Source organism: Candidatus Acidiferrales bacterium (assembly GCA_036514995.1).
Lineage (GTDB): Bacteria > Acidobacteriota > Terriglobia > Acidiferrales > DATBWB01 > DATBWB01.
This window is the reverse complement of the sequence record DATBWB010000166.1, coordinates 14,291-27,548: the sequence shown is the minus strand read 5'-3', so window position 1 is coordinate 27,548 and position 13,258 is coordinate 14,291. Positions and strand designations below refer to the sequence as shown.

The following is a 13,258-nucleotide window of genomic DNA, read 5'->3' as shown; positions in this document are numbered from 1 at the left end:
TTGATACGATTTGCTCTTCCTTACTTTCCTTTCTCCAGGAAAAGAGTCGAGTAGAGGGCCCCGGCTATCACACCCCCGAGCAACGGCCCAACCCAATAGACGGCATGATTGGCCCAATGGCGCGTGATCAGCGCCGGACCGAAACTTCGCGCCGGGTTCATCGAGGCGCCGGTCAAGGGACCGCCCGCCAAGATGTCGAACGTGATCGTCAAGCCGATGCCGAACCCCGCTATTGCCTTGAAGGCGCCCCGCCCATCAATCGCTGTCGCAAAAACGACGAACACCAGGAAGAAGGTCATCAGCGCCTCGGCCAGAATGCCCGGTCCACGCGTGATACCTTGCCCCAGGTCAGGGGTGCCCAGCGTGACGGCGCGCCATATCTCAGTGGGAAAGACCCGAGTCAGCAGCCACGCTCCCAGCACTCCGCCCGCCAGTTGGAATATCCAGTAGGCCAGCGCCTGACCCGTCGAAATCTTTCGAGCCACCCATATCCCTATCGTTATGGCCGGGTTGAAATGACCACCGGAGATGTGCCCAAGCGCGCTTACCATCACGGCGATCGTCAAGCCGTGCGCAAGCGCGATCCCTACCGGGCCGATCTTCCAATCCACCATATTGTTCGCACAGATAGAACCAGCGCCGATAAAGATGAGCGCCATTGTTCCGATCAGCTCAGCGATTCCTTTCCTCACTGTTTCAGCCATGGATTTCCTCCTGGAATCACGCTCGCTCGCCAGTAGAGGCGGACGGAGCCGCCTCGCCCCAACGCGAGCTGGGGTTCTTGCGCCCAAGCGAACGCAAACTTACATGCCAGCTCTTTCCCTGGAAACCAAGGTGGAACACTGCCGGGGACTCGCAGGAGTCTAGGGCCAACCTTGAAGCTTTGTCAAACCCCTGGAGCACTTTGGGTTGGATCGTCGAAACTCGTCCGACCGCCGTGTGCCTCTCTTATCTCGCCGCAGCCACTGGTTGCCCGACGGGGCTGAGCCACCCATGACGGTCTTCTTTTCTGCCTCTCGTTAGCGCAAAGAATTCATCCTGAAGAGCCTTGGTAATCGGCCCGCGCGTTCCCTTTCCCACCTTTACTTTATCCACGCTCCGGATGGGCGTGATCTCGGCGGCCGTTCCGGAGAAGAAAACTTCGTCGGCGATATAGAGCGCTTCGCGCGGGATGGCCTCCTCCCGGATGGCAATGCCAAGGTCACGGCAGAGCACCAACACGGTATCTCGCGTTATCCCCGGCAGGACCGAATTGGCCAGCGACGTCGTGTACACCACGCCGTCCCGCACCAAAAAGACATTCTCGCCGCTGCCTTCACTCACATAGCCGTTTACATCGAGCGCGATGCCCTCGGAAAAACCGTTGACAATCGCCTCCATCTTGATCAGTTGGGAGTTCATGTAATTCGCAGCCGCTTTTGCCAGTGCCGGCAAGGTATTGGGTGCGATTCGCGCCCAAGATGAGATGCACACGTCCACGCCTTGCTCCACGGCCTCCTCGCCCAAATACCCGCCCCACTCCCAGCAAGCGATATAGACTTCAATGGGGCTATGAAATGGGTTCACTCCCACTTCGCCGTAGCCTCGCATCACCAAAGGGCGGAGATAGCAGGCCGGCATACGGTTGACTCGCACCAACTCCGCCATCGCTTGACATAACTCGTCGCGACCGTAGGCCAGCTCAATGCGGTAAATTTTGCAGGAATTCAGAAGACGCTGCGTGTGCTCTTTCACACGGAAAATCGCCGGCCCCTGCGCGGTGGCATAGCAGCGGATACCCTCAAAGAGGCATGACCCGTAGTTGATGACGTGCGAGAGCACGTGAACGGTGGCGTCCTCCCACGCAACGAACTTGCCGTTATGCCATATCTTCTCCGTCTTTTTTATCGGCATAAAGATTCACCCCACACGAAGCTGCGCTGATCAAAAACGATCAAAAGCGATGTTTGACCACTTGAATGGAATGGACTTGAATCCCCGAAAGTCCAGAGGCGAGCTTTGCGGAGCGCAGGGTTGGCCTCCCACTGTCTCGGGGACATTTCAACCGTAGCCTGGAAAACGCAGCCGCCCCTCGCTTTATCGGCTCTGCTCCGGCCGACGCGGATTATAGCATAGCGCTCCCACCAGACAATTTACATTTGTGCCCGCTTCCGGTGCTGCTTTGCCTCCGGCCACCACCCAAATTGGCCCATATCGACTCGTCCTTGCGACACGCCTACTCCCTCGCTTTCGAGCATCCGCTTCTGCAGCGCTCCATGCGGTCCACCAGTCAAGATGCGCCCGTCGGTAGCCACCACTCGATGCCACGGAATCCCCAGCCCGCGTGGGCAAGCCGACATGGCCCGGCCCGCGCTCCGGGCGCCGCCTCGCAGCCGCAGTTTCTTGGCGATGGCCGCGTAACTGGTCACTTGTCCGCGAGGAATTCTCTTCACTAGCCGATAGACCGCTGACCAGGACATCTCCTCCCTTCTACAACATGTACTGCCAGGAAACAACTTTTGATCAGATACGCTCTTCTCATTGACCCTATAGTGCAACGTACGTACACTACACCCTGGAAACGGGTCATGGCATTTCTTCGCCGCAAAGGACGCTCGCACTATCTGCTCCATAACATTCGAAACGAGGGTAGGGTGCGTCAGCTTTATCTCGCCTGTCTTGGTTCGCGGCCAGAAATTACGCAAGCGACCGTTCGCCCCGTCCGTCGCAAATACCCCAACCTCCGCATCGTTTGGCACAAACTCCGAGCCGCCGCTTCCCCCCGCCCCCGGTTGCTTCCCCATCGGCGCGCGCCTCTCCGAGAGATGCGCGACATGCCTCGTTCTCTCGAGCGCGATTTTTCTGAGCTCGATCGCCGCGCTATCCAACCCGCCGCGGACTCGCCCCAGGGCAATGAAATTCTCTTGCATCTGAAGCATTTGCGCGGAACCATCAATGTCACCTTGCAGCGCTGCCGGCGCTGCAAGCATCCTAGCGAGTGGGAGGGCCGCTCCTGGCGTTAAGAGGGCATGGCCGGCATTGGCTTCCAACTTGATCCGAGTCGCCGTAGTCCTGAATCTCAGGAATTTGAGGTCGCTCTGCGGCGCAACATCGTTGGCCAGGAAGAGGCCGTCCGCTCCGCGGTCGAGGTTTATCAGGTTTTTCGCGCCGGATTGAATTCACCCGCTCGACCGGTTGCCAATCTGCTCTTTCTTGGGCCTACCGGTTCTGGCAAGACCCGCATTGTCGAGGCCATGGCCGAGATTCTCTTTGGCGACATCCGCGCCGCCATGAAGGTGGATTGTGCCGAGTTCCAGCACAGCCACGAAATTGCCAAGCTCATCGGTTCGCCGCCCGGTTACCTTGGCCACCGCGAGACCCATCCGCTTATTACCCAGGAAGCGCTCGCTCAATACCACACCGATCGCTTGAAGCTCTCCCTGTTGCTTTTCGACGAAATCGAAAAGGCCAGCGATGCGCTCTGGCAATTGTTGCTGGGCATCTTGGATAAGGCCACACTCACCCTGGGCGACAACCGCCGGGTCGACCTCTCCCAGGCCGTTATCTTCATGACCTCGAACCTCGGCGCCCCAGAAATGTCTGAGCTCATGACCGGCGGTATTGGCTTTGCCCAACCCCCCATCAGCGTGACCGACGAGCTTGACACCAAAATTGAACGGACGGCCGTGGAGGCCGCCAAACGAAAATTCTCACCTGAGTTCGTCAACCGCATTGACAAGATGGTCGTTTTTCATCCTCTTCGGCCTGAACACCTCGAAATGGTCCTCGATATTGAACTCGAACGCGTGCAACAGCGGGTCCTTTCAGCCACCACTCAGGACCAGTTTGTCTTTCGGTGCACTCCGGCGGCTCGCACCTTTCTCCTGCGCGAGGGCACCGATGTTAAGTATGGCGCCCGCCACCTGAAGCGAGCCATCGAGCGTCACCTCATCTATCCGCTAGCCAATCTCCTGGCCACCCGACAGGTCCGTCTTGGCGATCTGGTCCGGGTGGACTTTGATTCCGATCGCGGGGCTCTTATCTTCCTCAGAGAAGCAGAAGGCGCGCTCATCCCCGTTGCCGGTGGTTCCCATCCTGAACAGCGCCAGAACGGAGCCGCTGGCGGTGGCCGCGCTACGGAGGTGCCCGCCACTGCCCAGCGTCCGGTGGCCCGGCCGGTCGCCAAGCGAACGGATAAGTAAATTGTTCTATCCCTGAGAGAAACCCATGCTGCCAGATACACGACGCTTTTGGTTGCCCATTCTATGTTGGCTCTTGCTCTTGACCCCGCTTTCTGCTTTCGCCAGGCGCACTGAACTTCGCCCCGGCTTTAATCTTTTCTCAACCCAGGACGACGTCGAATTGGGAAAAAAGGCATCCGCCGACGCCAACCGCCAGCTTCCTCTCATCCAGGATGCTCGGGTCGCAAACTATGTGAATGCCTTGGGCCGCCGTCTGGCGGGTTACTCGGCCGGTCCCGACTATCCCTATTCCTTTCGGGTTGTTAACAGTGCCCAGATCAATGCCTTTGCCCTGCCCGGCGGGTTTGTCTATGTTAATCGCGGCACCATCGAAGCGGCTGATAATGAAGCCCAACTTGCCGGCGTGATTGCCCATGAGATTTCTCACGTCGCTCTCCGCCACGGAACGAACCAGCTTTCCCGTGCTGCCGCTGCCCGCTTGCCGCTGCAAATTCTCGGCGGCGTGTTCTCGCGCGGCACGCTCGCCGATCAGCTCGCTCAAATCGGCATCGGCATCGGCTTCACTTCGGTCTTTCTCAAGTATTCGCGCAATGCTGAAACACAGGCAGACATCCGCGGCGCCCAAACCCTCTACGACGCCGGCTACGATCCGCGAGCCATGGCCCAGTTCTTTGAGCATCTGCAAGCCGAACACCGCCAGCGATCCATCGAGTTTTTCTCTGATCATCCCAGTCCCGAACGTCGCGTTGACCGTGTCAACGAAGAGATTGATCGCCTCGGTGGGCCTCGGCCCGGCTACCAAACCGATTCGCCGGAATTTCAGCGCATCAAAGGCCTCCTGAAATCCTTGCCCCTGCCGCCTAAGCTGCCGGCGCGACCGAGCGACGCGGCTCCGGCTCGACCGCAGCCGCCCAGCGGCAGACTCGTGGTCTATGAGGGGGAAAACTTTCGATTGCAGCATCCGGAGAACTGGCTCGTCTATGCGCAAACCGGCGCTGCCATGATTGCGCCCGAGGGCGGTATACTCCAGGGTGCGGACGGGGGCACGTCCGTGGCTTACGGTGCCTTCCTCGGCTACTTTTCCTCGGCTACCATCAACCGCTCTGCTTCAATTGATGATGCAACCAACGAGCTGATTGCCAGCTTGGAAAAACAGAATCCCGACATGCGTTACGTGCCGCGATCGCGTAAGACCACCCGCTTGGCCGGTTCCAAGGCCTGCTCTTTGCGCTTCTCGGCTCCTTCCCCTATACCTGGGAAGCAAGAAGCCGACTGGATTGTGACAACCATGCGCCCGCAGGGACTCTTCTTTATTGCCCTGATAAGTCCCGAGCAGGACTTCGAATCCTACCGCCCTGCCTTTGAGCGCCTCCTGCAAAGTATCCTCTTCTCCGATTGACCTCCTGCTGCCCCGGGCCTTCCGGTTTCGCGCGTCGCCGACGCGGGGCAGCGCCCGGTTAATGCTTGGGCTGAGGTCTTAGTCCGCCGCTCAAGGTTTCGGTTGGGGCCGCCAGCGAAGAATGGGTCTTCTCGCTGCGCTGACCTCATCGAGTCGCCCGATGCGAGTGTTGTGTGGAGCCGTCCTGACCAATTCGGGATCGGTAGCCGCCTCTTGGGCAATCGCCCTCATCGCCTCAATGAAGAGGTCCAGTTCTTGACGGCACTCGCTCTCCGTCGGCTCGATCATTAGGGCGCCCCGCACGATCAACGGAAAGGAAACGGTGTAGGGATGAAAACCATAGTCCAGCAGCCGCTTTGCAATGTCACCGGTGCGCACGCCGTGCGCCTGTTGAAATTTGTCGGAAAAAACGCATTCGTGAAGAGTCGGCGCTTTGTAAGGCAGCTCATAGATGTCTTCCAGATGTTTGCGAATGTAGTTCGCATTGAGCACTGCGTCCTGTGTGGTTTGGAGAATTCCCTCCGGCCCGTTGGCTAGGATGTAGGCTAGCGCCCGAACAAGCACGCCGAAATTTCCATAGAACGCCCGGACACGCCCGATCGATTGAGGTCGCTCGTAGTCAAGGCCTAGTTCTCCCTCACCGGCTTGCCGCAGGCGCGGGAAGGGAAGGAAAGGTTCCAGGAACTTCTTCACCGCTACCGGCCCGGCCCCTGGCCCACCCCCGCCATGAGGTGTTGAAAACGTCTTGTGCAGGTTCAAGTGCATCAAATCAACGCCACAATCTCCCGGACGAAATACCCCGGCAAGCGCGTTCATGTTAGCCCCGTCCATGTAGACCAAGCCGCCCCGATCGTGAACTGTCTTCGCAATTTCCTCCATTTGCTCTTCGAACACGCCTAGCGTGTTCGGATTCGTGAGCATGAGCGCCGCTACGTCGTCATTCATCTGCCGCTCGAGTACCTGGAGGTCAACCCGCCCCTGCTCGTTCGAATTGATGTTTTCTACCTCATATCCTGCCATGGCGGCAGTGGCCGGGTTCGTGCCATGGGCTGAGTCAGGAATGAGGATCTTCTTCCGCGCATTTCCTTTCGATTGCAAGTAAGCGCGCGCCAGGAGAATTCCCGTCAGTTCGCCGTGCGCGCCGGCCGCTGGCTGTAACGTCACCGCGTCCATGCCGGTGATTGCCGCAAGGCATTTTTCGAGCTGCTCCAGAATCTTTAGGCATCCCTGTGAAAGTTCTTCGGGCTGGTAAGGGTGTTCGCCGGCGATTCCGGGCAGTCTGGCCACCAGTTCGTTCGCACGTGGGTTGTATTTCATGGTGCAGGAGCCGAGCGGATACATCCCGAGGTCAATGCCGTAATTCCAGGTTGAAAGTCGCGTGAAGTGCCGGATGATCTCAACTTCGCTGACTTCAGGGAAGCCCTCAATTTCGTCTCGCACAGCGTCCTTCCCCAATGTTTTGGTGGGATCGACGGGCGGAACGTCTAGCCGGGGGAAATCGCAGGCTCGCTTTCCCGGAGAGCTCTTTTCAAAAATCAGCGGCTCGCTCAGACTGACGTGCTGGTCTGCCCTTTTCATCTTGTGGGACATGGTGAACCCCTATCGCAAAGCCCACCGAACGCCCGCTACCCATTGGTCGATTTCTGTCCGGCTCGCGGTTTCAGTCACGCAAACGAGGAGGCATTTCTTCATTTCCGGGTAGAAGCGCTCCAAAGCAAGGCCGCCAACGATCCTTTTCTTGAGCAATTTCCTGAGAACGCGCCCCGGACTCTTCGGCAAATCTACCACGAATTCGTTAAAGAACCTGTCGGGGAAGCGCAGTTTGACCCCGGGAAGTTTGGCTAGCTTGGCTGCCGCGTAGTGCGCCTTGGCCAGATTTTGTTCCGCCATCTCCCGCAGGCCTTCCTTGCCAAGCACACAAAGGTGGATGGTGGCTGCCAGCGCGCATAGCGCCTGGTTGGTGCAGATATTGGATGTAGCTTTCTCCCGGCGAATATGTTGCTCCCGAGTCGCCAGCGTCAGCACAAAGCCGCCCCTGCCTTCGGCATCGTAAGCCATCCCTGCCAGTCGGCCGGGCAACTGCCGCACATTTTTTTCTTTCGTGGCAATCACTCCGAGGTAAGGCCCCCCATAGCTCACCGGCAGGCCAAAGCTTTGCCCCTCCATGGCTACGATGTCGGCTTCCACCGGTGGGCGCAAAAGGCCGAGGCAGACCGGCTCGGTAATTACGACAATCAGCAACGCGCCGCGTTCGTGCGCCACCCTCGCTGTCTCGGCAACCTCTTCAATCACGCCAAAAAAGTTGGGTGACTGGATGACCACTGCTGCCGTTTCGTCATCCAACCCTTCCTGTAGTTGTGCGGGAGATATTTGTCCGCTCTCCTCCATGGCCAGGGAGTGGACGTCCAGGTTGAGGCTCTGCGCGTAGGTGCCAAAAACCTGGCGATACTCTGGGTGAACACTGTGGGCGAGCAGTACGCGATTGCGCCGGGTCAGCCGGATGGCCATCATCACCGCCTCGGGTAGCGCCGTCGATCCGTCGTACATCGAAGCGTTGGCCACTTCTTGGCCCGTCAACTGGCAAATCAGCGTCTGAAATTCAAAGATGGCCTGGAGCGTGCCCTGGCTGACTTCAGCTTGGTATGGGGTATAGGCGGTCAAGAATTCGCCACGGCTGATCATCGCATCAACCACCACCAGCCGGAAATGAGGGTATGCCCCGGCACCGAGGAAGCGCAAATAGCCGGCCGCATTTTCTTGCGCCCGCGCGCGGAAGTAATCAATCAGCTCAAACTCGGATAGCGCCTCGGGTAGGTCGAGGCGCTCTCCCAGTTTCATTTTTTCAGGGATGCAGCGAAACAAATCCTCGATGGATTCAAGACCCATCGAATCCAGCATCCCCTGTCGTTCTGCCGCCGACTTGGGAAGATAGCGCATTATTCTCCCGCTCCCTTGATGTATTCCTCGTATTCGGGTGCGGTGAGCAGGTCTTGCCCCGCCGCCCGTTTGTCCAGCTCGAGCTTGATAAGCCAGCCTTCACCGTGCGGATCCGCATTGATCCTTTCCGGGGCGTTAACCAGCGCTTCGTTTACTTCCATCACCGTTCCCGCCGCCGGGCAATAGACGTCCGACACCGCCTTGACTGACTCAACCGAAGCAAAGATGCCGTGGGCTTCAAAGTGTTCTCCCTTCTTCGGCAAGCCCACATACACGATGTCGCCCAGTTCATGCTGCGCATAGTCGGTGATGCCGACGGTTCCCATGTTACCCTCTATCTTGATCCACTCGTGGTCCTTCGTGTACCGGAGATTTTCCGGATACATTCTGTTTCTCCTTTGTAGGCGTAGGTCCAGGGTTGTCGGCTGCCGCGGGGCGGTCAGGCCCTACCTGGAACGCTTGTAAAACGGCGTTTCTACTACCCGTGCGGCAGCCTGGGCATTCCGAAGGGCAATCGAAAGCTTCGTCCCGGCTTTCGCATAGGGCGTCGGCACGTATCCGAGGCCGATATTCTTTTTCAAGAATGGCGCAAACGACCCGCTGGTCACCTGACCGATCGCATGGTCATCATCATGAATGTAATAGTGCTCGCGAGCAATGCCGCGTTCCAGCATCTCAAATCCTACCAGGATGCGTTCCACCCCTCGCTTCTGTTGCTCCAGGAGAGCCGCTCTCCCCAGGAACTCGCCCTTGTTCAGCTTGCAGATCCATCCCAGGTTCGCCTCGAATACTGTCGTGGTTTCATCAATGTCATTGCCGTACAGACAAAACGTTGCTTCCAGGCGCAGCGTATTGCGCGCCCCGAGGCCAGCCGGGATTAACCCATCTGCCTTGCCCGACTCCAGCAGCCGGCTCCACAACTCTTCCGAGTGAGCTGGATGGAAGTAGAGCTCAAATCCATCTTCCCCCGTGTAACCCGTCCGCGCGATCATCGCGTCCACACCCGCAACTTTTCCGAATAGGAACCGGTAGTAGCGAATCTCTTTGAGTGGGGTGGATGTCAACCGCTGAAGGATCTCAACTGCCCTCGGGCCTTGGAGCGCAAGCTGGGTGTATTGGTCACTGGTGTTTTCGACGGTGCCTTGAAAGCGATTATTCTGCTTGATCCACTCAAAATCCTTTTCCCGATTCGCTGCATTGACACATAGGAAATAGTGCTCGTCAGAGACCTTGTGGACCAGTACATCGTCCACAAATGTCCCCTTTGGCGTCATCAACCCGGAATACTGCGCCTGGCCCACTGCCAGCCGGCTCGCATCGTTACAGGTGACGCTTTGCACCAGCCCCAGCGCCTTCGGTCCTCGGATTTCAATCTCACCCATATGGCTGACATCGAAGAGACCGGCGTTGGTTCGCACCGCCATGTGCTCGTTCAGGATGCCGCTATATTCCAGCGGCATTTCCCAGCCGCCGAACCTCACCATCTTGGCGCCTGCGGCTCGATGGATACTGTAGAGTGCGGTTCGACGAAGTTCGCCGGTTGCCGGGTGGGACAATCTTCGCTCCTCAGTCGCTCACCGACGTTGCAAAATATCACGCCTCATTTTCCAGTGTCAATGAAGCGCCAACGCGTTCGAGCCTTTCTCATTGCGTGAATGGGTCAGCCAAGATTATAGTGGGCAAAGCTCTATGGCCTTTGAGTGCCAACAGTGCGAAAAGCCTGAGCGCGAATGCCACTGTGACCGCTTCTGTGTCCTTTGCCATTCCGAACGGAGCGTTCGCCTTTGCCAGGACGGCTACTATTATTGTGCCGAATGTCGTGAGGCCTGCGAATACTATCCCGAGGATAATCCACGCCCCAAGTGAGTGCCTTGCCGTTCGCTTGTATCCTGGCCCTCTGCTCTCCCCTGAATAATGCTGGCGCCGTTGCCTTCGGCATGATTGGGTCTTGAATGACGCGGCCGGGCATCCGGCAGGCAAGACCAATCGGCTGACGGTTAGGAGGGTTCGGTCGGAACGGCGCTAGAGTTTTGTTGCAAAGATGTTTTTCAGGATGAGGACCTGGAGCGTCTCTTCGCTCATCGACATGTGAATCTGGACCTGATTCCCGCTGGGCAAAACCCGCGCCGACTCAAGTGCTTTGGCAAGCTCCGGGTTGCTCTCGGCATTTTGCCAGCGCTGGTAGAGAAATCCTGCTTGGAGCAAGGCAGAAAGGTTGTTCGCTTCATCCATCGACGGGCAGACCAGCGTGAAGTTGGCATCCAGCCCCTTCTCCAGCCGCGCATCAATGGCCAAGGCCTGGACGGTGCTTACCAACTTGTCGAAATCCCCAAAGCGCTCCGCATCGGGCATAAGTTGGCTGAAGGCAAGTCGCACGTACCCGCCCGCCATCACCGCCCAGATGGGCCCTTTGCCATTCGCTTGATTGATCAGGCCAAGAAGCGAATCATTCCGAAGGAGGCTTTCTTGCTGCCCGAAGCGGACATCCATCAAGTTCTCCAAAGCTTGCCGGTGACCAAAGGCCGCCGTATTGGAGTCAATGAAGGCAAAGAAAATGTCGCCCGGACCGATCCCGCTGCCAAAAGCGTAGAAGGTAGTCCCCCGATAGTTCACCGAAGGCAGTTTCTGTCGCTCAAAATAGCGGTTCACGGAATCGGGAGCGAACCGGCCTACCGCGACACCCAGGATTTGTTCGCCTCGATCCGGTCCTGGCGGTACTGCCGCCCATGTCAACTCGTCCAGGTCGAACTCCGGCCGGATTCCTGCCGATGCCAGAAAATCTTCGAAGAGTTGAAATCGCTGGGGCAAAAGCTGCCGCTTTAGCTCAGCAAAAAAACGAAACGAGCGTAGCGCCTTCAGGTCTGCATAGGCAAATTCTCCGACGTCCTTGGGATACAGCCCCAGGATGCTCGGGCTTGCCGAAGCAAAAGCGGAACTAGTCGCCGCTATCAGGAGGACCGCTATTCCGCTCACAAGCGCCCACATCGAACGGGTTTTCATGGCTCCTCGATTCTACTGCTGTTGATGGCCAGGCAGCGATACTTCTTTGAACATCATTCCGGGTGGGCAGGGCCTTGATACCGGGGGAGAGCAACTTTCCCCCTCTGTAGTCCTTCCATTATATCTTCTTCGATGCCGACTGCCCAGGAAAGGTTTTGCGACTGGTTACTTCTGGCCCTGCGTTCCTCAAGTGCGCTGTCTTCTCTATTCGCTCGTTTTCCGCAGGTGCTTCCAAGTTCGCCTCCAGACGTTGAACCTTGGATCGCACCTCGGCCAGGAAGGCCGCATCCTTCAATTCCGCCAGGTTGATGCGGACATTCTCGATTGCTCCGCGGATCGCTCCCACGGCCATCAAGCTACCTACTTTCAGGTCGGAGACCATTGCCGGGCTCGTCAAGGCCGGTAGCTCAGCCAGGATTTTCGCCACTTCGGCGCTCGCCTCGGCCACCTCCAGAGGCACAGAAATAGCTGCTTTTAGGGCTTGCTCAATCCTTTCCTCCCTCGACAACCTCTCGGCTGGCGTTTCCTTCGGCAAGCGATTTGCTTTCACGACCAGCTCATAACTTTGGGCGTCCCGATCGATCGCATCCGTCAATCTCTCCGCCAGCTTCTCAAGGCGCATCACCGATTCCCCTAGCTGCGGTCCCTTCGCGGCAAATGCCTTCTTCCTGCGCGACAACCCCGCTACCATCTGGCCCAGCGCTGCCGCCAGCGCTCCTGCGAGCGCGCTCACCGAGCCCCCGCCGGGCGTCGCGGTTGCTTCCGACACCGCTCGAAGGAAAGGCCGGCAAGCAGTCGCAAACTTTCCCGGGCCGGACTCGAGCGGCTTCCCCGCAAGCGCATCCGCCATTCGGTTTTCCAAAATTTGGCCGGGATGGAAGTTTTCCAGTTGCAAAAAGTAGTCGGCCGACATTTCGATCGCTCGCTTCGGCAGCAGTCCGACGATTTCGCTGCCGACGATGTTCACCCCGTATCGGGCCGCCTCGCGCTTGACTGCCTCAAAAGCAACGTGCATCGGCGTCTGCTCGAAGTCGGTCAGGTTCATGGAAACTTGGGCCAGATTTCGCTCCTTCAGTTTGACTCCCATGCCCTTGACGTAGCGCAAGCCGCCCGATGAAAAGCGCACTGTCCTCGCGATTTTTTTCGCTATCTCCACGTCGGGAGTATTAAGGTTCACATTGTATGCGATCAGAAACTTGCGCGCGCCCACCACCGTAGCCCCTGCTGTGGCGTGTAATTTCCGCTCCCCTACGTCCGGGGCGCGCTCGGGATTCACCGCTACTTCTTCGCGCAATCCCTCGAACTGTCCGCGTCGAATGTTTTCCAGGTTCACTCGCTCCGGCCTTTGTGCTGCCGCCTCATAAAAGTAAACCGGGATGCGAAACCGTTCCCAGATGGCCTCGCCCACCCGCCGGGCAATCGCTACGCAATCATCAATCGTCATCTCACAAATCGGGATAAACGGCACCACGTCCGTAGCCCCCACTCGCGGGTGTGCTCCCGAGTGTTTCGTGAGGTCGATTAACTCGGCTGCCTTGCCGACCCCGGCCAGCGCTCCCTCGATCACGGCATCCGGTTCGCCCACAAACGTCAACACCGAACGGTTGTGGTCGGCGTCCATTTCCCGGTCGAGCACCGTGACCCCGGCCGACCGGATCGCCTCCAGGATGGCATCCACTCGCCGGGCATCTCGCCCTTCGCTGAAGTTAGGTACGCATTCCACCAGTCGAGACACCTTGGC

The 13,258-nt window shown here is 58.3% G+C and carries 12 protein-coding genes; 3 read left to right on the top strand and 9 right to left on the bottom strand.

The window, feature by feature from the left end; genetic code table 11:
• Positions 1-20: 20 nt before the first annotated feature.
• From VIH17_11140 to VIH17_11130, 3 genes are all read right to left on the bottom strand, one after another.
• The gene (locus VIH17_11140; protein HEY4683786.1) at positions 21-704 is read right to left on the bottom strand and encodes an MIP/aquaporin family protein; all 684 of its coding nucleotides are present in this window, start codon (positions 702-704) and stop codon (positions 21-23) included.
• 244 nt (positions 705-948) lie between these two features.
• On the bottom strand, positions 949-1,893 hold the full coding sequence (locus VIH17_11135) for a branched-chain amino acid transaminase (GenBank protein ID HEY4683785.1): 945 nt from the start codon (positions 1,891-1,893) through the stop codon (positions 949-951).
• Between the two features lie 239 nt (positions 1,894-2,132).
• Complete coding sequence (locus tag VIH17_11130; GenBank protein ID HEY4683784.1) at positions 2,133-2,459, bottom strand: MGMT family protein; 327 nt, start codon at positions 2,457-2,459, stop codon at positions 2,133-2,135.
• Between the two features lie 108 nt (positions 2,460-2,567).
• Between VIH17_11130 and VIH17_11125 the strand changes: the two genes are divergently transcribed.
• From VIH17_11125 to VIH17_11115, 3 genes are read left to right on the top strand one after another with little or no spacing between them, the layout of a single operon-like run.
• Positions 2,568-3,002, top strand: a complete 435-nt coding sequence (locus tag VIH17_11125; GenBank protein HEY4683783.1) for a hypothetical protein — start codon at positions 2,568-2,570, stop codon at positions 3,000-3,002.
• Positions 3,003-3,008: 6 nt separating this feature from the next.
• The gene (locus VIH17_11120) at positions 3,009-4,181 is read left to right on the top strand and encodes an AAA family ATPase (protein ID HEY4683782.1); all 1,173 of its coding nucleotides are present in this window, start codon (positions 3,009-3,011) and stop codon (positions 4,179-4,181) included.
• Positions 4,182-4,206: 25 nt separating this feature from the next.
• Positions 4,207-5,580 carry a M48 family metallopeptidase gene (locus VIH17_11115; protein ID HEY4683781.1) on the top strand — a complete coding sequence of 458 codons (1,374 nt, stop codon included), beginning with the start codon at positions 4,207-4,209 and terminating at the stop codon, positions 5,578-5,580.
• Positions 5,581-5,670: 90 nt separating this feature from the next.
• Here the strand turns inward: VIH17_11115 and gcvPB are convergent, their stop codons facing one another.
• From gcvPB to ftcD, 6 genes are all read right to left on the bottom strand, one after another.
• Entirely contained in the window at positions 5,671-7,170 is a 1,500-nt protein-coding gene (gene gcvPB, locus VIH17_11110) for an aminomethyl-transferring glycine dehydrogenase subunit GcvPB (GenBank protein ID HEY4683780.1), read from the bottom strand.
• Between the two features lie 9 nt (positions 7,171-7,179).
• Positions 7,180-8,517, bottom strand: coding sequence for an aminomethyl-transferring glycine dehydrogenase subunit GcvPA (gene gcvPA / locus VIH17_11105; protein ID HEY4683779.1), 1,338 nt, complete (start codon positions 8,515-8,517; stop codon positions 7,180-7,182).
• Positions 8,517-8,903, bottom strand: coding sequence for a glycine cleavage system protein GcvH (gene gcvH / locus VIH17_11100; GenBank protein ID HEY4683778.1), 387 nt, complete (start codon positions 8,901-8,903; stop codon positions 8,517-8,519). Before gcvH ends, gcvPA begins: the two co-directional genes overlap by 1 nt.
• A gap of 60 nt (positions 8,904-8,963) precedes the next feature.
• A complete protein-coding gene (gcvT, locus tag VIH17_11095; GenBank protein HEY4683777.1) occupies positions 8,964-10,073 on the bottom strand; it encodes a glycine cleavage system aminomethyltransferase GcvT in 1,110 nt (369 codons plus the stop codon).
• Positions 10,074-10,539: 466 nt separating this feature from the next.
• A complete protein-coding gene (locus tag VIH17_11090) occupies positions 10,540-11,517 on the bottom strand; it encodes a hypothetical protein (protein HEY4683776.1) in 978 nt (325 codons plus the stop codon).
• Between the two features lie 118 nt (positions 11,518-11,635).
• Positions 11,636-13,252 carry a glutamate formimidoyltransferase gene (gene ftcD / locus VIH17_11085; GenBank protein ID HEY4683775.1) on the bottom strand — a complete coding sequence of 539 codons (1,617 nt, stop codon included), beginning with the start codon at positions 13,250-13,252 and terminating at the stop codon, positions 11,636-11,638.
• Between the last annotated feature and the right edge of the window lie 6 nt (positions 13,253-13,258).